This is a genomic window from Intrasporangium flavum (assembly GCF_001956915.1).
Lineage (GTDB): Bacteria > Actinomycetota > Actinomycetes > Actinomycetales > Dermatophilaceae > Monashia > Monashia flava.
In genome coordinates, this window is record NZ_MLJO01000026.1 from 39131 (window position 1) to 60464 (window position 21334).

Sequence of the window (21334 nt, forward strand, 5' to 3'; positions counted from 1 at the left end):
GCCGGTCACTCGCTCGGGGTGTGGTGCCAGAGGTCCGGCTGGCGGACCGGTTGCGGCTCACCCGGCTCACCCGCCTCACCCGGCTCGGCGGACGCGTCCGGCGGGGGTGGGGCGACGGCGCCAGCGGGCGGTCCGGTCGGCGGCGGGGGCTGCGGCAGCGCCTCGGCCCCGCCGGTGTCGAACCGGAACGGCGGGTAGACGTCGGTCATGAGCGCGGCATAGGCCATGACCCGGTACACCCAGCGGTTGAGGCCGACCACGACGTCGAACAGGCCCCGCGGCATCGACCCGCTGAAGAGCAGCACGAGCCCGGCGACGAACACGAGGATGCTGAGCACCCCCGGCCAGCCGCCGACCCGCACACCGTTCTCGTTCGTGTGCGACTGCGTCCCGGCGATGAGCGCGATCACGACCCAGTGCGGCAGCAGGAGCAGCCACTTGACGAAGATCAGGCCGCGCGAGAGGCGCTCGGGGTAGGCGATGTCGAGACGGGCGTCGTCGCCCGGCTGCGGCTCGAGCGAGAACTCCGGGTACCGGTCGGTGCCGAGGCCGCCGGTGCTGCAGTAGTGCATGACCCGCCAGCTCCAGCGCATGACCCCGACGTTGAAGTCGAAGAGGCCGCGCGGGTAGCGGCCGGTGAAGAGGATCGCGAACCACGCGCAGAACGTCGTCACGCCGAAGGCGATCCACAGCCCCAGCAGGACGAGGAAGTGCGGGATGGCGAGGAACCACTTGACCAGCCACATCCAGCGGGACAGGTCCGGTGCGATCCGGGCCTCGAGCACGACGGGGTGCTCGAGCGTCGGCATCGCGACCCCGACGTAGGCGTCCCCGGGAGGTGCGCCCGGTGGCGGCAGGCCCTCCGCCGGGGTACCGGCGTCGGCCGGGACGGCGCCCATGGCCACGGGGGTGCCGGTCGGCGGGGGCGCGCCCTGGCCCTTCCGGTCACGGTCGCTGCCGCGCACGCCCGCCACGACGAGGAGCACGCCGGCGACGAACATCACGAGGCCGAGGACGGCCATCCCGATGGCGACGGGGACGAGCGCCGAGGACCGGACGCCGACGACCGCGGTCGTGGTCACCCCGGGCTGGCCGGACGCGTTGAGCACCGCGATGCTCCAGCTGCCGGAGGTGGCGGTCCAGGTGAGCGTCTGCGTGCCGGTGCCCGACGCCTTGGCGGCCCAGAAGGTCTGGGTGCCGGGCGGTTGGACCGACCCGCTGCCGGGCACCGCCTGGGTGGTGACGACGCCGTTGGGGCCGAGCCGGACGACCTGGTCGTGGGCGGCGCCCGCGAGGTACTGGTTGAGGTCGGCCGCCGGGGCGACGCCGACGAAGACGGGGTTGACCCCGTCGGCAGGGGTCACGGACATGCGCAGCTGCAGGTCGAGGCGGTCGACGACGGTGCTCGGCCCGTCGAGGCGCACCACCGACTGCGGAGAGGTCACGGCGACGCCGGTGGAGGCGAGGCGGTCGATGGTCACCGAGTGCCACCCGCCCGAGTCCCGCGACGTCGCCTCGAAGACCCCGATGGCACCACCGCCGATGAGCAGGCCCAGCCCCGGCAGCAGGAGCAGGCAGCCGATGACCAACATGACGACATGACGTGTTCTCATGGCGAACTCCATTGACGGCTCTACATCTTCGACGCTAGGCCGGTCTCGCCGGGCGGTCCGGGGAATGTGACCGAGGAGTCGCCCGAACCGGTGTCGGCCGCCCGGCCTGCGAGGTTTCCGGCGATGTGGGTCGCGCGGTCGTGGCGTCGCCGCGTCTCGTCGGTCACCTTCCGCGGGCGGGCCCTGCCGGCGGCGGGACGATGGTCACGGAGGCAGAGCCCATGAGCATCCTCATCGTCTACGAGTCCATGTTCGGCAACACCGCCGCGATCGCCGAGGCCATCGCCGACGGGATCTCCCACCCACGCGGTGCGCCGCCCGGCAGCCCACCCGGCACCACGTCCCCAGATCCGGGCGGCCACCCCACCTCGGTCTGCGTCCTTCCCGTGACGCAGGCGCCGAGCACCGTCCCCGACGACGTGCAACTGCTCCTCGTCGGCGGCCCGACCCACGCGTTCTCCATGTCCCGCGACTCGACGCGCGCCGACGCCGCCCGCCAGGGCGCGTGGGGCCCGGTGCGGCGCGGCATCCGCGAGTGGATCCAGGACCTCGTCCCGAGCGAGGACCTCAAGGTCTTCACGTTCGACACCCGCGTGCACGTCCGGATGATGCCCGGCTCTGCCGCCAAGCAGGCCGCGATCGCCCTGCGACACCAGGGATTCCGTCGGGCCGAGCGTGGCCAGAGCTTCTGGGTCGGCGGCGTCCCGGGGCCCCTGTCGCACGACGAGCTCGTGCGCGCCCGGGCCTGGGGCGGCTTCCTCGCGACCCTGCTCGTCCCCGCGTGACGAGGCACGTCGGGGCGAAATAATGGGGCCCGGCTCGCGGTGCGAGTCCGGGCCCCGGTGGCGGTTCACGTACCACATCGGGCCAACCGCCGAAGTCTTTGCGTCGTCACGAATTCTTCCGACTTCCTTCATTGAAGGTGGGAAGACACGCCGATTCGTCCCGAATAGGTGTTCCTTGCAGGAAGGCTTGGCTCCTCTTGCGGAAACCTTGCGGTAACCACCGCGCAGCGCCCCGGCCGGCGTCATACAGTTCCGGCAGCGCCCACCGACGAGCGAGGACCACAATGCAGAGCAGCACGTTCACGCTGACCACGCCCGACGGCACCGAGGTGTTCGTCAACCGCTGGCTGCCCGACGGGCGGGACGGTGGCCAGATCAGGGGCGTCGTCCAGATCTCGCACGGCATGGCCGAGCACTCGTCGCGCTACGCCCGGTTCGCCGAGCGGCTGACCGGCCGCGGGTACGCGGTCTACGCGTCGGACCACCGCGGGCACGGGCGCACGTCCGGCACCCGCGGCCTCTTCGCGGCCGACGAGGGGTGGCAGACCGTCGTCGACGACCTCCGCGCCGTCACCGACCACGCGCGCGAGGAGCACCCCGGCCTGCCGGTCTTCCTCGTCGGGCACAGCATGGGCAGCTTCCTGGCCCGGTCCTACGCCGCGCAGCACGGCGCGTCGCTCGCCGGGCTCGTGCTGTCGGGCACCGCCGGCAGCGCCGGACCGCTCGGCAACGTCGGCGTGCTCGTCGCGACCGCCCAGGCGCGGGTCCGCGGCCACGAGCACGCGAGCGGCCTCATGAACTCGCTGACCTTCGGGCAGTACAACGCGGCGTTCAAGCCGACGCGCACCGAGTTCGACTGGCTCTCGCGCGACCCGGCCGAGGTCGACAAGTACGTCGCCGACCCCGACTGCGGGTTCGTCTTCACGGCCGGCGGCTTCGTCGACCTGCTCAAGGGCCTCGCCGCCGTCAACACCGACCGGGTCGCCTCGCGCATCCCCAAGTCGCTGCCCGTCCACCTCGCCGCCGGGTCGATGGACCCGGTCGGCAACAAGGGCAAGGGCGTGCAGGAGGTCGCCGACCAGCTGCGCCGGGTCGGCGTCGAGGACGTCACCGTGACGATCTGGCCCGGTGCCCGGCACGAGATCCTCAACGAGACGAACCGCGACGAGGTCGAGACCGAGATCGCCGACTGGATCGACGCCCACCTCCCCGCCTGAGCCCTGTGCAGGACGGGTGCGCTGCCGCTACCGTCGTCAGATCGGGGAGTCGCCACCACACGGCGGGCGACGAGGTCCGCCTGCACGGTCCGGCGGTCGTCGACGTCGCGCCAACCGCACGTCAAGGAAACCGCTGTCGCCGGGCGGAGTCCGAGCGTCGATGCCCGGCGCGAGATCTTCGGAGCACTCACATGGACCGAGCATTTCGCCCTGCCGTCGCGGCCGTCGCCGCGGCGGTCCTCGCCGGGATCGGCGCGCTCAGCGCATCGACCACCTCAGCAGCCGCACCACCGTCGGGGTGCGGCACGAGAGTCAACAACACGACGGCACTGCTGCTCGAGTGCGTCACGCTCGACGGCGTGCGCGAGCACCAGGCCGCCCTGCAGTCGATCGCCGACGCCAACGGCGGCACCCGCGTGTCCGGCAGCCCCGGCTACGACGCGTCCGTGGACTACGTCGTCGGACGCCTGCGCGCCGCCGGCTGGCGCGTGACCACCCAGCCCTTCCAGTTCCAGACGTTCGTCTCGCTGTCGCCGTCGATCCTGCAGGAGGTGGCACCCTTCCCGGGGCCGCTACCGCACGCGATCATGAGCTACTCCGGCAGCGGCGACGTCACCGCGGCCGTGAGCACGCCGTCCGGAGATTTCCGCGGCTGCAACGCGGCCGACTGGGCCGGCTTCCCGGCGGGCAACATCGCGCTCGTGTCGCGCGGGGCACCTCCCGGCTTCCCGGTGGCCTGCACCTTCGCCCTCAAGGCCCGCAACGCCCTCGCGGCAGGCGCGGTCGGCGTCGTCGTCTACAACAACGCCGCCGGGCCGCTCAACGGCACCCTCGGGGCCGACTTCACCGAGGACATCGGGGTCGTCGGCATCGACCAGTCGCTCGGCCTGACGCTGGCCTCCACGCCGGGGCTGGTGCTGCGGCTCAAGACCGACACCCTGCGCGGCATCGCGACGACGGCCAATGTCCTGGCCGAGCTGCCGGGCAAGAACACGAGCAACGTCGTCATGGCCGGCGCGCACCTCGACTCGGTCAACGCCGGGCCGGGCATCAACGACAACGGCAGTGGTTCGGCGGCCCTGCTCGAGGTGGCCGAGAACCTCGGAAAGGTCAAGCCGCAGAACACGATCCGCATCGGGTGGTGGGCTGCCGAGGAGTCGAACCTCGTCGGGTCCACGTACTACGTCAACAACCTGTCGGCGAGCGAGCTGCAGCGCATCGCGCTCTACCTCAACTTCGACATGGTCGGCTCGCCGAACCACGTCTTCTTCGTCTACGACGGCGACAACTCCGACAACGAGGGCGCCGGCCCCGGCCCGGCCGGGTCGGCGCAGATCGAGAAGACGTTCGAGGCCTTCTACGCCTCGCGCGGCATCCCGTCCAAGGGCACCGACTTCTCCGGACGCTCGGACTACGGTCCGTTCATCGCGAGCAACGTCCCCTCCGGTGGCCTGTTCACCGGGGCCGAGGGCGTCAAGACCGCCCAGGAGGCGGCGCTGTGGGGCGGCACGGCCGGCGTCGCGTACGACTCCTGCTACCACCAGGCGTGCGACACCTACGCGAACGTCAACCTGACGGCGCTCGACGTCAACAGCGACGCCATCGCCGACGCGGTGCTGCGGTACGGCATGAGCACCGCCCTCATCAACGGCACGAAGTCGAAGGGCAACTTCCGCCCGCCGGCTGACCCGGGGGCGCCCGTCACCAGCTGACGCATCGACGCCTGAACCCCCGACACCGCAACACACCGGGTCGTTGCCAACTCCGACTGGAATAACCCGGACGGGTTGGCGACTGCTCGGTGTGTTGCGGGTGGAGGGCGCCGGACGCGTCAGGTGAGCGGGGTGCCGACGGGGAGGCCCGCGAGGGCGCCGTCGGGCACGACGTGCACGCAGCCCCACTCGAGGCCGAGGCGCGTCATGACGTCGGGGCTCGTGACGTGGCGCAGCCGGCCGCCCTCGGCGAACCAGACCGGCGCCGAGCTCTGCTCGCGCAGCAGGGTGTGGTCGCGCGGCGCCGACCGGAGACCGGCGAGCGAACCCAGCGGGATCTCGCGCACGGCGTTCCAGTCGAGGTGCAGCGCGTCCATCCACGCCGGCGACGGGATGCCGAAGGCTTTGCCCCCGTAGACGACGTAGACGCCGTCGGTGCCGCGCTCGCGCACCAGCGTGCCGTTGCCGGGGCAGGTCGACACGTGCGCCATCGAGCCGGGCTTGGCCGCCACGACGTCGGTCCAGCGGTAACCACCGGCGTCGAGCTCGGCCGGCGACGGGATCCAGAACGCGGCGCCGCCACGGATGACGTTGATGCGCGGGTCGGTCGAGTCGTGCAGGAGGCGGCCGTTGGCGAGCCACGACGGCGTCTTGCGGCTGTAGGAGCCGACGAAGAGGCCGCGCCAGGTCGTGCCGTTGCTGCCGGTGATGGCGCGCTCGGCGGGGTCGTCGACGGTCGTCAGGCGGATCCGCACCTCGACGCCGGGGTTGTTGTTGTCGTAGACGAGGACGTAGGTGTAGCGGCTGTCCTGCTCCCAGCCGTAGGCGACGACCTGGTGGTCGTGGCCGAGCTGGGTGATGTCGCGGGCCTGCGTCAGGCCGAGCAGCACGGGCTGGCCGGAGTTGAGCCGCGCCTTGAGCCTCGGCAGCTCGTCCTCGCGGGTCATCCGGGCAACTCCCTTGCCGCGCAACCAGGTCGGGTGGTCGAGGCTCGTCGCGTACTGCACGAACTTGACGCCGTTGTCGACGAAGGTGTCCATGAGCCGGTCGTAGACGTAGTCGGCGAGGAGCGTGCCGTCCTGCGGCAGCGAGCGGTTGTCCGGCATGCCGAGGCCGGCGTACCAGTAGTCCATCGACGCGGCCGCCATGCCGCCGCAGCGGCCACCGGTCGTGACGTCGATGCCGAGCGCGGGGATCCGCAGCACGTGGTTGGTGAACGAGTTGCTGAACGCGAAGCCGTGCTCGGCCGGCGTGAAGGCGATGCGCATGGTGGTGCTCTTTCTCCCGTGGTGATCCGGTGAGCGGATCGGTTTCGGGGACAAGAGGGCCGGCCGGCGGCACTGAGACTGAGCGTCGCTACTCAATCGGTCCGTTTCGTCCGTATCGAGCGTGGGGTGTGCCACCTCTGAGGAGTGGACGCCCGCCGCCGGGGCGGGCCACGGAGCCGTTCGGGGGCCCACCATGCGCACCACGCCAGCAGCCGTACCTCGCCGTCGCGGTTCGGGGGTGGTGGTCGCGGCGCTGGCCGCCGTCGCGCTGGCGGGCGCCCTCACGGCGTGCGCGAGTGCGTCAGGCGGCTCTGGCTCCTCGACGCCGGTGACGCCCTCCCCCGCGACGTCCGCCGCCCCGACCACGGACCTGCCCACGACCGGCGTGCCGACGACCGACGCGCCGACGAGCGACCTGCCGACCACCGAGGCGTCCGGCGTCGTCCCGGAGGACCTCGTCGGCACGTGGCAGAGCCTCGACCAGGGCTCGGCCGAGGTGCTCTACCGGATCCACCCGGACGGGTCGTTCGAGCGGGCCGAGGTGATGATGCAGCAGCGGTCGAGCGGCACCTTCCAGATGCAGGTGGCCACCAAGGGGACGCTGTCGGTCGAGGGCCGGTCGCTGCTCGTGAGGCCGAGCGGCGGCTGGCAGAGCCTGCACGACCCCGGCTCCCCCAGCGGCGACTACGACCACCAGCCGCTCGACGACCTCTCGGTCGAGGCGTACCAGTGGTCCTTCGACGGGCCGCACCTCGTGCTCGTCGGCCAGTTCGGAGCGGTTCCCTACGAGCGGGCGGCGTGACCCGTGCCCGGGCGGCGACCGCAGGGGGCGCTCGGGCCGGTCGCGCGGGCGTGGCGGGCGGCGTCGACGAACGCGGCGCAGGTCGTCGTCAGCATCGTCGTGGCGGCGTTGCTGGCGCTGGCCACGTGGCTGACGTCGCAGGCCTCGAGCGCGTGGACGTCGTCGACGCGCCTGGAGACCAAGGCGGCGGCGCTGCTCGGCGAGGACCTGCGGCACGTGTACCAGGACGAGGTGCCGCTGGCGCTGCAGGTGTCGCTGATGCAGGTGCGGGCCGACGCGCTCGACGCCGCGGGGGCCGGGTCGCCGGCGGCGGCGGTGGAGGCGCGGGTGCTGCGCAAGGCGTCCGGTGAGCTGCGGGCGAGCCTCGGCGCGTCGGCGTCGCTGTTGGCCGACCGGTACGCGGACGTCGACCACGGCTACGCGGTGAACCGGCGGCTCGCCGACGTCGTGGGGTCCTCGGCACGGGTCGCGCGGGCCGAGGTCATCGACGCGGTGGCCGAGGGCGACCGGTTCGCCGCCGGGGCGGCCTGGGCAGCAGGAGCCGCCGTGGCCCTCGCGCTCGGGTACGTCGTGGTCCGCCTGGTGTCGACGCGTCGGCGCCGGGGCGCTTCGGGTTCGGGTGGCGCGGGGGCCGGCGACCCCGACATCGGCGTCGTGCCGGGGCCGTGGCAGGAGCGGACGACGGTGACGCGCGTGGCGGCCGGCGCGGCCCTGCTCGCCTGGCTGCTGCTGCCGGTGCTGACCGCGGCGCAGCTCGTGCTGGGTTCGGCTGCGTCGTCGGACGGGGCGGCGGGGTCACGCCGGGCCACCGGGATGGCGAGCACGATCCTCGGCACGCAGCTGCGCCAGGCGCTCGTCGTCGACGCGGCGCAGACGGCCATCCGCACCCAGATGGTCTCTCTGGCAAGGCAGTTCGTCGACGTATCGGTCGGTGACGCGGGTCAGGAGGCGATCGCCCGCGCCGACGAGTCCGCGGCCGGCACGTGGGCCACGCTGTCGGCCCGGATGCTCGAGCTGCCGGTGCACGCCGACGGCGTCGACGCCGACATCGTGCAGCTGCTGGCCTCGGGCGACGCCGAGCTGGCCGCAGACCTGCGGGCCCAGCAGTCGGCCGTCGACGCGTCCGACCGGGCCGGCGGCGCGGCCGACCTGCTGTCGCTCGCGGTGCTGCTGGCCGGCCTGACGGCGGCAGTGGCAGCGATGGCGAAGGTCGCCGGCCGCACCGGACGGCTCGCCACAGCGGCCGCGTCGGGACTCGTCGCGGCCGCCGTCGTCGTCGCCGCCCTCGCGGTCGCCCACGCCACGGCCTGACCGGGCGGGACGCGTCGGTCAGGGGACGCCGGTCAAGGGCCACCGGCGTCCGTCTGCGGTGTCGACGAGCGCGGCGTGGTCGCAGCGGAGGGTCAGCGGGAGCACGTCGGCCACCGAGGTGACCGCGAGCGGCAGCTGCGCGGCCGTCAGCCCGGTGGACACCGAGACGTGCGGCACCCAGTGGCCGGGCTCGTAGTGCCGGTGGATCTTGGCGCCGGTGTCGCGGAGGGCGGCGACGGCGTGCTCCTGCCGCGAGGCGGTCGCCGACGTGACCGAGCAGGCCAGGGCGGCGCGACCACGTGGGAAGGCGACGGTGCCCTGAACGGCGATCTCGACCGGTCCGGCGTCGGGCAGCGTCGCGGTGGCGGCGAGGACGGCGTCGAGGTCCCACTCGAGGCACACGCCGTAGGACAGGTGCGGCACGTGCCGCCCGTGCGTGTGCGTCAGGAGGGTGGCGATGCCGCGCTCCTCGAGCCGCTCCCACAGGCGCGTGACCGTGCGGGCGGACGGCGGGTCGAGCAGGAGGCAGAGCGCGAGCGCCATGCCCCATTGTGGCGGGCTCGTCGTCGGCGTCGGTGGACGACGCGTGCGTAGGGTGGGCGGATGGAGACCCCGAGCGACCTCGACGTCGTCGCCGCGCACCGCTACGTCTCGCTCACGACCTTCCGCCGCGACGGCACCCCGGTGTCGACACCGGTGTGGTGCGCTCGCGACGGCGGCGAGCTCGTCGTCGTCACCGTCGACCCGGCGGGCAAGCTCAAGCGACTGGCCCACACGGCGCGGATCGAGCTGCGGCCGTGCGACATCCGTGGTCGCGTCGCCCCCGAGGCGCCGACGTACGCAGGGACTGCGCGTGTCGACCGGACGCCGGAGGGCGTCGCCGCGGTGAAGCGGGCGATGGGCCGCAAGTACGTCATGGCGCGGCTCGGCGACCTGGTCGCCGCCGCGACGTCGTGGGCCGTCAAGCGACAGGCGCGGGCCGGCATCCGGATCACGCTCGCCTGACGCGGGCGCTCGGGGGCGCCGCAACGTTGGACAGCGCGCTTGGGAGTGACGGGTTCCTCGCCTAGCGTGGCGACATGACCCTCCAACCGGTGACGCGCGCCCTCCAGCGTCGGCTCGGGATGATGCTGCGCGACAAGGTCGCCGGTGACGACGCCCCCGCCCGGGCCGCGCGCATCTGGGGCGCCGAGGGCGAGCGGTGGTTCGCGCCGACCGACCCGGTATGGCGGGTGCACGCCGACGCGTCGATGTTCCCCGGCGGCATCACCTCGCTGCTGCTGCAGATGCTGCACCCGATGGCGATGGCGGGGGTGGCCGGGCACAGCGGCTACAAGAGCGACCCCTGGGGCCGGCTGCAGCGCACGAGCCACTACCTCGCGACGACGACGTTCGGCACGGTCGAGCACGCCGAGGAGGCCATCGCGCACGTGCGCGAGATCCACGAGCGGGTGCGCGGGCGCGACGCCCTCGGTCGGCCGTACCGCGCAAGCGACCCGCACCTGCTGACGTGGGTGCACGTCGCGGAGGTCGACTCGTTCCTGCGGGCGTTCCAGGCGTTCGCGGCTGCGCCTCTGACGTCCTCCGAAGCCGATGTGTACGTGCGGCAGGCGGGCGTGCCCGCGGCGCGGCTGGGGGTACCGACGCCACCCGCGTCCGTCAGCGAGCTGCGCGCGGTGCTCACGTCGTACCGTCCCGAGCTCGAGGCGACCGACGCGGCCCGCGAGGCGGCGCGGTTCCTGCTGCTCGACCCGCCGCTGCCGTGGACGGCCCGGCCGGGCTACGGCGTGCTGGCGGCGGGTGGCGTGTCGCTGCTGCCGGGATGGGCGCGGGAGATGCTCGGGCTGCCGGTGCCGGACCCGGTGGCGCGGTTCGTCGGCCGTCCGCTCGGCCACCTCGGCGCGGCGACGGTCCGCTGGGGCATGGCCGGTCTGGGCGAGCGCCGCCCCTCCGACGCCCGCGATCAATCCGCTACGGTGACGCGAGACGTGCGGGACTACTCGCTGACAGACCGCAGGTGACGCACGGGGGCCTCACTCGCTGCGCCCTCCGTCGCGATCTTCACGATCGTCTCCTGAAGGACTTCTGCCTTGCCGTCAGAGACGGCGGCGTTGCGCTCGGCGGCCTGAGCACGCCTCTCGGCATCCGCGAGAGCCTGACGGAGCTCAGCCTTCGTAGGTTGCTGCATCGGTCCGCGTCCCATGACGCCTCCTCCATCGTGGTCCAGTTCGTGAACAGTACCTCTGCGGTGTCGGCTTGTCTGGAGCATCGAACACTAGGTCAGCATTGACGTGTACCGGGCCACGACATCAGCAAGAACCATGACGGTGAGCCACGGCCTCGCTCCAATGGGCCCTTTCGTCAGGGTTGTTGTGGACGTCTGCTGCCGATCAACAAGTGGCATGTCGCTTGTCAGATCGGCCAGAGAAACCGGGCGAGCTCGACAATTCGCTGAGCCGACCAAACCGGGATTCGTCTGTCCGAACTGTCAAGCGTCAACGGGGGCCTCACAGACGGCACTGACGGCGCGCAAGGAAGGGGCCCGCCTGAGACGGACCCCTTCCTTGTCACTGCTGGTGGATCAGAACGCGCTGGTGCCGTTCGGGGTGCCGAGGCCGGTCGGGCCGTCCCAGCCGGTGCCCGACGTGCACCACACGGCCGGGGTGCAGGTGCCGTTGGTGCCGGTGGTGACGTCGTTCAGGCCGGAGGTGTGCGCCCACGTGTAGGACGCCGGGTAGCCGGCGGTGTTGCCCGACAGGGCGTAGACGCTGCCGATGATCGGGGCCGAGGCGCTGGTGCCGCCGTAGACCTGCCAGCCCTTGCGGCCCTGGTAGGACGTCGAGTCGTACACGGCCACACCGGTGTTCGGGTCGGCAACGGCCGACACGTCGGCGTTGGCCTTGCCCGAGCACTGCGTCGCGGCGGTCTGCCACGCGGGCTTGGCGTTCAGGGTCGAGCAGCCGCTGCCTGCGCCGCTCCACGCCTTCTCGGCCCAGCCGCGGCTCGTGCCGGATGCACGGGTGAGGCTCGTGCCGCCGACGGCGATGACGCTGTCGAAGGAGGCCGGCGACTCGATGCCGTAGCCGTTGTCACCGGTCGAGGCGGTGATCGCGATGCCGGGGTGGTCGTAGGCCGAGGTTCCCGCAGAGTCGGAGCCGCCGTAGCTGTTGCTGATGGCCGAGACGCCCTGCGTGGCAGCGTAGTTCACGGCCGTGCCGAGGTTCGCGAACGACGGGGTGCTGGCTTCGACCAGCAGGATCTTGCAGTCGGGGCACGACGCCGAGACCATGTCGAGGTCGAGGCTGATCTCGGTGGCCCACCCGGCGTCGGTGCGCGGGAGGCTCGAGCCGCCGGTCTGGTTGACCTTGCGGAAGCAGCCGTTGGCGCTGGTGCAGGCCGGCAGGCCGAACTGCGTGCGGTAGGTGGCGAGGTCCGCCTCGGCTGTCGGGTCGTCGTAGGCATCGACGATGGCGACGGTGCGCCCGCCGCTCGACAGGCCCGTAAGGCCGTACGCCGACTGGATGTCGGCCGGGCCGTACCCGCTCGGGGCCGCGGTCACCTGCGGCTTGCCGGTCGCGTCGACGACGACCATGTCGTTGCAGCCGGCGTAGCCCGCCGCGGGAACCGCGCAGACGTGCGAGGCGCGGTGGGTGGACGCGGCCGGTGCAGCCGTCGGTTGGGCCATCGCCGACGTCGCGCCGACGGTGAGCATCAGCGCGCCGACGGCAGCAGAGAGTGAGAGAGCCGAGCGTTTCACAGGTCCTCCAGGGTTGGGTGTGACGCTCGGCGCAGCGTCGATGGGGGTCGGCGGCGCAAGCGTCGAGGCCTCCCAACCTGACGGGCGCCGCGTTCCGGACGCGGCGCCCGGCGAGGTAAAGCGTTGGCCAACGTTTGGGAAGACTTCTGCCACGCAAAGGAATTGGCGCGCTGAAGGTGTGGAGGCTCGGCGGTGCGTCTCCCGCAAGGGCTGAGCGGTCAGCGAGCGCAGGCGCGTCGCCCCGTCCCGACGCGTCTCGCAGCCGGGGGCTGTGGATGACGGCGGGCGGGGTGTCCGGGATGTCCCTAGCCTCGGGGCATGTCCTACGCGATCGACACCGAGGGGGCCGGCGCCGCCGGTGACACCCTCGCCCTGACCGCCACCGCGCTCAAGGACTGTGCCGAGGCGTTGGCGTTCGCCGGCGGCCTGCTGCGCCGGGGCGTCGGTGACGACGACCCGTTCCTGCTCGGCGCGGTCACCGAGTTCACGACCACCCACACGGTCGGTGTCGAGACGGCGTCCGGCGCGTTCGCCGCGCTGGGGCGCAAGGTGGCGTGGGTCGGGCATTCGGGCCGCCAGGTCGAGCTCGTGGTGGCGCAGTCGCTCGGGCAGCTCGGCCGCCCTGCTCCCGCCGGTCACGACGGGACGGCGCTCTGATGCGCGTCGACCGGGAGGCCCGGCAGGGCCCGATGCACGTGCCGACCGGCGACCCGGACGCGTTGCGCCAGGCCGCGCGCCGGTTCGGGTCGATCGCGTCGACAGGCCTGCAGACGGCCGGGGTGCGCGGGCAGGTCGACGGCGTCCTCGCCGCGGTGTGGCAGGGCACAGGCGCCGACGTCGCGCGCGCCGAGGCGGCTCACCTCGCGTCGCGAAGCCGGCTGGTGCTCGAGCAGGTCGGCGGGATCGGGCCAGCGCTGCTGGCCCTGGCCATCGCGCTCGAGGCGGCCCAGACCGTGGCCCGAGCGTCGCTGCGGGAACAGGAGGACGCCACGGCGCAGTACGAGGCCGACGTGCAGGCCAGCGCCTTCACCTTCACGCCGGAGCAGCGTCAGCACCGCCTGCACCTCGCCGTCGAGGTGCGGGACCGCCGGCTGCAGCTGGCTCGCGGGCGGTACGAGGAGGCGCTCGCCACGCTGCACGTCCGACGCCGAGCCCTGACGCGTCAGCTCGGTGAGCTGGCGACGCAGCGGTTCGGGCCGGGCAGCCTCGCCGGGCCGTTCGTGGTCGCGCCGGTGCGCAACGTGCAGGACGAGATCATCGGCGACCTCCCTCTGACGCAGCGGATGCTGGTCCCGCCGAAGGACGTGCAGGTCCCGGTCGACGAGTACGACGACCTGCAGACCGGGCTGCCGGAGTGGTCACTGTCCCAAGGGCTCATCGACGCCGGCATCACGTCGGGACCCAAGGTCGTCGACCAGGTCTCGTGGGGCATCGGCGCCTCGATCACCGCGACGCAGATCGTCGGCAACGGCGTCGAGTCGATCGACTGGTACTCGAATCGCGTTGTTCCCGGAACCAGCTACGGCCCGGCGATGTCAACCCTCAAGACCATCAACAAGTGGGTCGGCCGAGCGGGAACTGTCGCCACGGCCGCCACGACAGGAGTGAGCCAGGTGCTCGACGACAACGAGAAGTACCCGAACATGCCGTGGTGGAAGAGGAGCCTGCGCGCCGGCGTGCAGGGCGGGACCGCAGCCGTGGTCGGCTTCGGATCCGGCGTCGCCTGCGCACCAGCCGGTCCCATGGGCTCGGTCGCCTGCGGAGTCGCGGGCGGCGCCTACGGGCAGGAGATCGGTCGTCGCACTAACGCGACGTGGAGCTTGCTCGCCCCGACGCGCGAGGACACCAAGCAGACACGCCTGCGCCCTCTTGTCGCGGAGTGGAACTGATGGACTTCACGTCGGTGTTGGTCCTCGCGCTCTTCGGCTTCTTCGTCTTCATCACCTATCAGGCCATCGCCAGCCCCAACCGCGCTCGCACGTTCGAGACCTCGACGGCGGGTGAGGGCGGCTACTACATGACCCTGGGCCTGTTCATGGGCTTCGTGCCCATCACCCTCTACAGCGTCTTCGTCAAGATCGACTATGACTCGTTCGTGGTGAACGCCTTCGGCGTCTGGATGGTGGCCTGCACCGGTTGGGGCCTGCTGGGCATCCTGTTGCCCTTCCCGATCCTCAAGTGGTTCGTGCCGCCGGCGTACCGCACCGAGACCGAGCACATCTACCCGCGACCCGTCATCGGGCTGAAGCGCGTCAAGTACCTGACGTATCCGGACGACGAGATCTCGACGTCCGAAACCTCCACGACCGGAGACAGCGACGCATGAGCCGGCAGACCGTCCGGACGTGGTCGCAGGCCAGGCCCCTTCCCTGGCGGTGATGCACGACCGCGATCGACGACCTTGACCGCTGACACCGTGCTGCACGTCGTGGGCGACGCGCAGCACGGCTCGCGGTCGAGTTGACTCACGCGACGGCCTCAGACGCACGACGCGACGGAAGCGCGGACACGACGGCGAGCAGGGCCATGACGCTCGCGAGGTAGACGAGGCTGTGCTGGAAGGCGGCGCCCGTGCCGGTGGTCGTCACCGCGAAGTAGAGCAGGCCGACGAGGGCGACACCGATGCAGTTGCCGAGCTGCTGCACGGTCGACATCGTGCCGCTCACCATCGCGGCGTCCTCCCGCCCGGCCTGCGACATGACCGCGCCGATCTGCGCCGTGAGGCACACGCCCATGCCGAACCCGGAGACGACGAGCCCGGGAGCGAGCCACAGCACCGAGCCGTGCGCCCCGGCGTCGGCCACGCCCACCCAGGTCAGCGCGTGCCCGAGGAGGAACACGAGCGCGGACGCCGGCCCGACAAGTCTGCCCCAGCGGGCCACGAGCGACGCTGCCTTCGAGGTGCCGGCGAGGTACGGCAGGGCGACGAGCCCGAAGAGCGCGCCCGAGGCAAGAGCACCGAGGCCGCGGTCGGCCTGCAGGTAGAGGGCGAGCACCATGAAGTACGAGGCCATCCCGAGGAAGAGCAGGAACTGACGGGCCAGGCCGTGTCGCAGAGCCGGCGACGCCTCGAGCGCGACGCGAAGGAGTGGGTCGGCGCCGCGTCGGTGCAGCGTCCGGGCCCGGACGACGAGCGGGACCGTCAGGACGACGCCGGCGGCGAGGCTGAGCCACGTCCACAGCGGCCAGCCGTGGCTCTGGCCCTCCATCAGCGGCAGCAGCACTGCGACCAGAACCGTTGTGGCGAGGGCCAGCTCGACCAGGTCGAGGCGCGCAGCGCGGTTGGGGCGCACGTCGGGCAGGGTGCGTCGGACCAGCGCGAGGGCGGCGACGCCGACGGGCACGTTGACGAGGAAGATCGAGCGCCAGCCGAGGCCGAAGAGGTCGAGCTGGATGAGGAGGCCGCCGATGATCTGGCCCGACACGGCGGCCAGGCCCATCGCGGTGGAGTAGGCGGCGAGAGCGCGGCGGTAGGCGGCGCCGGAGTAGGTGTCGCCGATGAGGGCGAGGACCATCGGCGTCAGCATCGCGGCGGCCACGCCCTGGGCGAACCGGGCGGCGACGAGCACGTCCATCGTCGGGGCGAGGCCGCAGGCGGCCGACGTGACGACGAACAGCGCGGTGCCGGCGGCGTACACGCGGCGGCGGCCCCACCGGTCCCCGAGGCGGGTGGCGGCGAGCAGCATCGCGCCGTAGGTGAGCCCGTAGCCGGCGACGACCCACTCGAGGGCGGTGGCGGTGGCGTGGAGGTCGCGCTCGATGGACGGCAGGGCGACGTTGACGATGAAGAAGTCGAGGACGTTGAGGAAGATGCCGGCGAGCAGCACGAAGAGCGGCAACCGGCTGGGAGCGTCGGGTGCGGTGGAGGCTGGGGCGCTCGACGCGTCGGGGACGCGTCGGGTGGCGTCGGGGGTGACGCGTCGGGTGGCGGTTTGCGCGGTGCGCTCAGTGGCGCTGCTGCGGGTCGGTGTCTGTGTCATGACTCCGTTGTCCGGTCTCCGGCAGGGGGAGAGTCAAGCGCTGCACCGGAATTCGTCGTGGCCGGTGCCGGCGGCTTGAGTCTCCCCCTGTGGGAGAGTCGAGCCTGTGTCCATGAGCACGCGACTGAGCATCGGCGACTTCTCCCGGATGACGTTCCTCAGCGTCAAGACCCTGCGGCACTACCACGAGGTCGGGCTGCTCGCGCCTGCCGAGATCGACGCGCACTCCGGGTACCGCTATTACACCCCCGACCAGGTGGGCTCAGCCCAGCTGATCCGACGCCTGCGCGACCTCGACCTGCCGGTGCCCCAGGTGCGCTCGGTGCTCGCGGCCCCGACCGCGGAGGCACGCGACGCGGTCATCGCCGAGCACCTGGACCGGATGACGCGCCAGCTCGAGCAGACGCAGGCGACGGTGGAGTCGCTGCGGCGGCTGCTCGTCGGGGGTGGGCCCTCGCTCGAGGTGACGGTGGTCGACGAGCCGACGGTGTGGGCGTTCGTGACACGTGGCGTGGTGGGCGGCGACGAGGCGCCGGCGTGGTGGGTGCAGGCGTTCACCGAGCTGCACGCGCGGCTGCGGTCGGCGGGGGTCGAGCGGACCGGGCCGGACGGGACGCTGTTCCCGACGGAGTTCTTCACCGAGGGCGCGGCCGAGCTGACGTGCTATGTGCCGGTGCCCGAGGGGACGCCGGGGGCCGAGCAGGTGCCGGGCGGCCGGCTGGCGACAACCACCCACGACGGGCCGTTCATCGACCTCGACACTGCCTACGGCGTCCTCGGCACGACCGTCGTCGATAAGGCGATCGCCAGCGACGGCCCCGTTCGCGAGCGCTACCTGCCCCGCGGTGACGAGGACGACCTCCTCGACCACCGGACCGTCGTCTGCTGGCCCGTCACGTCACCGGACGCTTGAGGCCGCGGGGGCGCCGATCGGCCGCTGACCGCCGGAAGGGCCCTACCCGGGGCCTTTCGGCGTCGACGGGCGACGGGTGGAGACTGGTCGGGTCGAGGTGACCGAGGAAGAAGGTGGCAGGGCATGCCGGACAGCGAGACGTACGTGACCCCCAAGGTGGCGCAGCCGTACTGGGTGAAGCACGCGTACGAGGTGCTCGTCGAGACCGCGGGTCGCTACAACGCCGTCATCACCTACTCGGAGCTGGCCGAGGAGGTCCAGCGTCGCTCGTCGCTGCACACCCACTCGAGCATGCGCAACTGGATCGGCGGCCTCGTCACCGACGTGGCGAAGGTCAACCACGTCCGCGCCGAGCCGCCCCTGACCTCCCTCGTGGTGCACAAGCAGGACGGTCACGTCGGCTCTGGCTACGACGAGGTCCTGCGGCTCTCCGGGGAGTCGGTCGGGGACGACCCGCTCGACCGGGAGAACCACGCGGCCGCGGCGCGCCTCGAGTGCTACCGGCACTGGGGTGCGGACGTCCCCGCCGACGCGACGCCGACCCTGACCACGCGTGCGCGTGAGCGCCAGACGCGGGAGCGGACGACGCGGGCCGCCGTGGCGCCCGAGCGGCGCGGGGCGATCTGCCCGACCTGCTTCATGGAGATGCCGCTGTCCGGTGGCTGCGTGAACTGCAGCTGAGCGCTGCCACGTCCGGTCGCGGGTCGTCACGCACCTTGCGCAGCGCCCGCGTCCGGCAGTGGGATCTGGGTGCGCGGAGCCCCTGCCGTGCGCACCCAGATACCCCTGCTGGCCCGGACGTCGGCGGTCGATGTCGCGACTGCCAGCGTTCGGGGGTCCATCCGCCCGTGCAGCCGTCGCCTCCCCTCCCAAGGCCGACGACGACGCTCCCACCAAGGATGCGGGGCATGCCGGCCCTTCACTAGGTGTCGGAAACGACACCCCTTGGCTCTTGTGGGTGCAGCGCCGCAGCGCGCGGGGCACCGCTGGCTGCCCACCACGCGGTCGCCGCCGCGCGACCGTGGAGGCCGGTCTTCGCGTAGACGGAGGACAGGTGCTTGCGGACGGTCCGCTCGCTCAGGCCCAGACGGTGGCCGATGGCGTGGCTCGTCAGGCCCTGGGCCGCGAGCGCCAGCACCTGACGCTCCCGGGCGGTCAGCGTCGGGAGCTGGGTGGCCGCGTCGGTGACCCCGCCGTCCGGGCCGGCACCGGTGCTGGCGTTGCCCCGGTGCAGGTCATCACCGTCGCCCTCGACGGCGGCCAACCTGGCGAGCGCCGCCTTGAGCCGGACATTGAGCGTGAGGGCGGGCGCGATGATGCTCTGGATCAGGGCGAGCGCGTCGAGGTCGTCGTCGGTGAAGTCGCGCCGTCCGCGGTGCAGCCCGAGGAACACGAGGTCGGTCGCACTGAGGTGCAGCGCGATGGCGACCGGAAACTGGCCGTCGGGCAACCAGCCGTGCATGGCGTCGAACTCCGGCGTGTCCCAGAACTGGTCCATGCGCACGTGGTCGCTCGTGCGGACCGGGCCGGCGACGCCGATGCGACGCATGGCCTCGATCGCCGGGTGGCTGCCGGCGTACTGCGCCGCGCGTTCCGCCTGACCGAGCGGAACCACGCACCCCTCCGACGCGACGACCGCCGGGGCGTCACCGGTCTGCACGTTGGGGCCGAACGACGTGAGCCCCGCTCCCCCCTCGGCGCCGAGGACGACCTCGATCCGCTGCACGAGTTTCTCGGCGAACGGCTCGTCGGCAGCCGCCTGGCGGGCGATGTCGACGGCGAGCCGCAGCACGTCCGCCTCACGCGGGTGCCCGGCACCGACCAGGGTCGCGGCCTGTCGCGTGCTCATCGCGCTCCGATCGCCTGCGGGGTCATCGAGCAGTCCGGCCCGACGATCGTAAGAGCGGCCTTCAGCCCTTGCGGCGTTTTGTCGAGGTTGCGGGGCATCCCAAAGTGATTGACTTACGGCCCCCGTTACGGTCGGCAAGGCGGACGAGCTCGTCGGGTCGCCGTCGATGGCGGCCATCGATGTTCATTCCGACAGCGACCACCACGCCCCAGATTAGATCGGCCCCGGCACGGGCTAGTCGATAGCTAAGCGGTGGTCCCGTATGCCGTCACGCTCATCGTCTGGACAGCATTGGCTCGTCGGCAACGTCACGGCGTGGATGATTCACAACACCATCTGAAGCGCCCCACGGAATCGAGGAAACGCGGCGCCCTGCCAGGGGCCCACGGCGGCTTCGCCCTCAAGGCTGACCAAGGCGATCACCCCATCGGCCAGCAACTCGAGCCATACTCCACGAGCAGGTTCTGCGGCCCTTGGTCCGAAAGCGTTCGCGCACGAGTGGCATCGCAAAGGAGAACGGACCGAAGGGCCGATCACATCGGAGCACGGCGCCGACCTCGTCACTAGCTTGCGTCGCATCCCAGCGAAACTGAAGTGAATGTTGAGCAGAGCGGCCGTCGACGTGGCAAGCTCGCCGTGTGCAACCCGTTCCATTCGCCGATCTAGGCCAAGCCGACCTAGTCGTTGACAGGATCTACCGGGGGGGCGTCGCGGGCAACCGGGGCGACGACCCCATCTCCAAACTATTGCCGGTCGGAAACGCTGGGGGATTTCGCTTCCGCGGCAGCCCGAGCCGCGGCGACGTCAAATGCCTGGTGCTCTACACCTCCAGCGCGGACCCTGATTGGCCAGATCGCTTAGACGTAACTAGCGGTACGTTCACATATTATGGCGACAACAAACAACCGGGGAGAGAACTGCACGACACGCCGCGCAAGGGAAACCTGGCTCTCAGCAACTATTTCGATGCGACTCATTCGAAGGCCCACCGAACGCAAATACCACCCATCCTCCTGTTTGCCAAAGCGGGGACAGGGGCAGATGTCGTTTTCCGGGGTCTATTGGTTCCCGGTAGCCCCACAGTTCCCGCGGACGAACAATTGGTAGCAATATGGCGAAGTGCGCACGGGGAACGCTTTCAAAACTATCGAGCAACGTTTTCAGTTCTCGATGTCCGATGCGTTAAGCGTGAGTGGCTCGACCAGCTATGTTCGGGCCAGACGCCGGAAACCGGGGCACCTTCAGCTTGGCGCGAATGGGTGAACTCTGGGATTCCAAGAAGACTCATGGCGCCAAGGTCAATCGAGATCAGGACCAGAGAGGAGCAACTCCCGAGGACGACCGCAGACATGAATATGATTCGAGAGATACATCGCTACTTTTCTGGACGGCCACAAGAATTTGAGCACTGCGCTGCACAACTCTGGATGATGCTAGCCCCTGCCACCGATGAGTTAGTCGTGACCAGGCAATCGCGCGACGGCGGCCGCGATGCCGTTGGTCGCTACCGCTTAGGACCAGTCGGCGATCCGATCAGCATCGAATTCGCTCTTGAAGCGAAGTGCTACACGCCTCACAACAGCGTTGGCGTTCGGGACATGAGCCGCCTCATCTCCCGCCTCAAGCACCGCGACTTCGGCGTTCTCGTAACGACGTCTTACGTTCATCCGCAGGCCTACCGCGAGATTCGTGAAGACGGCCATCCTATCGCTATTGTATGCGCTTCAGACATTGTTGAGATCCTAAAACGACGGGGATGGGGAAATGTCTCGGCAGTGTGTAGCTGGCTCGATACCAACTTTCAGCCGTACTCGAGTAGGCGCTTCACCGGAGACTTGACAGCAGCGCCACCAAGGCGCATAGCATACAGCCCAACAACAGCAACGGATCTCCTGCGGTAAATCTTGACGTCCGGACCTCCCAAATCAGCCGTGCTCGCCGAGCGCGTCACGGAGCAGTTCCATTTGACCAACACCACCCTCTGCGATCGCCAACGGACGACGCACAGGGCATGGGGATTGTCCTGGTCAAATGTACCGACGGGCTGATCCCAACCTCGTAGGAATGGCTCGCCCCGGCGTCGGTGCGTAAGCCGATGCACCAGGACATAAGCACGAGATCATCCAA

General features: G+C 71.2%; 19 protein-coding genes. 13 read left to right on the plus strand and 6 right to left on the minus strand.

The features are described 5' to 3' along the window. Positions 1-5: 5 nt before the first annotated feature. Complete coding sequence (locus BIV28_RS17475) at positions 6-1613, minus strand: DUF4389 domain-containing protein (RefSeq protein WP_207556069.1); 1608 nt, start codon at positions 1611-1613, stop codon at positions 6-8. Positions 1614-1834: 221 nt separating this feature from the next. On the opposite strand from BIV28_RS17475, the gene BIV28_RS17480 reads away from it, so the two are divergent. The 3 genes from BIV28_RS17480 to BIV28_RS17490 all read left to right on the plus strand — a co-directional run bounded on the left by BIV28_RS17480 (position 1835) and on the right by BIV28_RS17490 (position 5327). After that, positions 1835-2398 carry a flavodoxin family protein gene (locus BIV28_RS17480; RefSeq protein WP_076263806.1) on the plus strand — a complete coding sequence of 188 codons (564 nt, stop codon included), beginning with the start codon at positions 1835-1837 and terminating at the stop codon, positions 2396-2398. A 284-nt stretch (positions 2399-2682) separates the two neighbouring features. Further along, positions 2683-3615 (plus strand): alpha/beta hydrolase, encoded by a 933-nt coding sequence (locus BIV28_RS17485; RefSeq protein ID WP_076263807.1) that lies wholly within the window; start codon positions 2683-2685, stop codon positions 3613-3615. Between the two features lie 191 nt (positions 3616-3806). Next, complete coding sequence (locus tag BIV28_RS17490; protein ID WP_076263808.1) at positions 3807-5327, plus strand: M28 family metallopeptidase; 1521 nt, start codon at positions 3807-3809, stop codon at positions 5325-5327. Positions 5328-5446: 119 nt separating this feature from the next. Here BIV28_RS17490 and BIV28_RS17495 read toward each other — a convergent pair whose 3' ends face one another. Beyond that, positions 5447-6595, minus strand: coding sequence for a hypothetical protein (locus BIV28_RS17495; protein ID WP_076263809.1), 1149 nt, complete (start codon positions 6593-6595; stop codon positions 5447-5449). 193 nt (positions 6596-6788) lie between these two features. Between BIV28_RS17495 and BIV28_RS17500 the strand changes: the two genes are divergently transcribed. Together BIV28_RS17500 and BIV28_RS17505 are read left to right on the plus strand one after the other, a co-directional pair. Beyond that, positions 6789-7397, plus strand: coding sequence for a hypothetical protein (locus BIV28_RS17500; protein ID WP_207556070.1), 609 nt, complete (start codon positions 6789-6791; stop codon positions 7395-7397). A gap of 3 nt (positions 7398-7400) precedes the next feature. After that, on the plus strand, positions 7401-8708 hold the full coding sequence (locus tag BIV28_RS17505; protein ID WP_076263811.1) for a hypothetical protein: 1308 nt from the start codon (positions 7401-7403) through the stop codon (positions 8706-8708). Positions 8709-8726: 18 nt separating this feature from the next. Here the strand turns inward: BIV28_RS17505 and BIV28_RS17510 are convergent, their stop codons facing one another. Continuing rightward, complete coding sequence (locus BIV28_RS17510; protein ID WP_076263812.1) at positions 8727-9251, minus strand: 2'-5' RNA ligase family protein; 525 nt, start codon at positions 9249-9251, stop codon at positions 8727-8729. 60 nt (positions 9252-9311) lie between these two features. Here BIV28_RS17510 and BIV28_RS17515 point away from each other — a divergent pair, with 60 nt between their 5' ends. Both BIV28_RS17515 and BIV28_RS17520 read left to right on the plus strand, forming a co-directional pair. Then, positions 9312-9713, plus strand: a complete 402-nt coding sequence (locus BIV28_RS17515) for a PPOX class F420-dependent oxidoreductase (RefSeq protein WP_076263813.1) — start codon at positions 9312-9314, stop codon at positions 9711-9713. A gap of 74 nt (positions 9714-9787) precedes the next feature. Beyond that, on the plus strand, positions 9788-10729 hold the full coding sequence (locus tag BIV28_RS17520) for an oxygenase MpaB family protein (protein WP_076263814.1): 942 nt from the start codon (positions 9788-9790) through the stop codon (positions 10727-10729). A 560-nt stretch (positions 10730-11289) separates the two neighbouring features. Here the strand turns inward: BIV28_RS17520 and BIV28_RS17530 are convergent. Further along, positions 11290-12465 carry a S53 family peptidase gene (locus BIV28_RS17530; protein ID WP_083707473.1) on the minus strand — a complete coding sequence of 392 codons (1176 nt, stop codon included), beginning with the start codon at positions 12463-12465 and terminating at the stop codon, positions 11290-11292. Positions 12466-12783: 318 nt separating this feature from the next. Between BIV28_RS17530 and BIV28_RS17535 the strand changes: the two genes are divergently transcribed. The 3 genes from BIV28_RS17535 to BIV28_RS17545 are packed head-to-tail and all read left to right on the plus strand — an operon-like array spanning position 12784 to position 14791. After that, on the plus strand, positions 12784-13122 hold the full coding sequence (locus BIV28_RS17535) for a hypothetical protein (protein WP_076263817.1): 339 nt from the start codon (positions 12784-12786) through the stop codon (positions 13120-13122). Next, positions 13122-14354 carry a hypothetical protein gene (locus tag BIV28_RS17540; protein WP_076263818.1) on the plus strand — a complete coding sequence of 411 codons (1233 nt, stop codon included), beginning with the start codon at positions 13122-13124 and terminating at the stop codon, positions 14352-14354. Before BIV28_RS17535 ends, BIV28_RS17540 begins: the two co-directional genes overlap by 1 nt. Continuing rightward, positions 14354-14791, plus strand: a complete 438-nt coding sequence (locus tag BIV28_RS17545; RefSeq protein ID WP_076263819.1) for a hypothetical protein — start codon at positions 14354-14356, stop codon at positions 14789-14791. The genes BIV28_RS17540 and BIV28_RS17545 overlap by 1 nt, the downstream gene beginning before the upstream one ends. 139 nt (positions 14792-14930) lie before the next feature. Here the strand turns inward: BIV28_RS17545 and BIV28_RS17550 are convergent, their stop codons facing one another. After that, entirely contained in the window at positions 14931-16445 is a 1515-nt protein-coding gene (locus BIV28_RS17550; RefSeq protein ID WP_076263820.1) for an MFS transporter, read from the minus strand. Between the two features lie 112 nt (positions 16446-16557). Here BIV28_RS17550 and BIV28_RS17555 point away from each other — a divergent pair, with 112 nt between their 5' ends. Both BIV28_RS17555 and BIV28_RS17560 read left to right on the plus strand, forming a co-directional pair. Beyond that, complete coding sequence (locus BIV28_RS17555; protein ID WP_076263821.1) at positions 16558-17358, plus strand: MerR family transcriptional regulator; 801 nt, start codon at positions 16558-16560, stop codon at positions 17356-17358. Between the two features lie 123 nt (positions 17359-17481). After that, complete coding sequence (locus BIV28_RS17560; protein ID WP_076263822.1) at positions 17482-18039, plus strand: hypothetical protein; 558 nt, start codon at positions 17482-17484, stop codon at positions 18037-18039. Positions 18040-18280: 241 nt separating this feature from the next. On the opposite strand, the gene BIV28_RS17565 is transcribed toward BIV28_RS17560, so the two are convergent. Further along, on the minus strand, positions 18281-19207 hold the full coding sequence (locus tag BIV28_RS17565; RefSeq protein WP_076263823.1) for a helix-turn-helix transcriptional regulator: 927 nt from the start codon (positions 19205-19207) through the stop codon (positions 18281-18283). A 638-nt stretch (positions 19208-19845) separates the two neighbouring features. Between BIV28_RS17565 and BIV28_RS20535 the strand changes: the two genes are divergently transcribed. Beyond that, on the plus strand, positions 19846-21108 hold the full coding sequence (locus tag BIV28_RS20535) for a restriction endonuclease (protein ID WP_083707474.1): 1263 nt from the start codon (positions 19846-19848) through the stop codon (positions 21106-21108). Positions 21109-21334 lie beyond the last annotated feature (226 nt).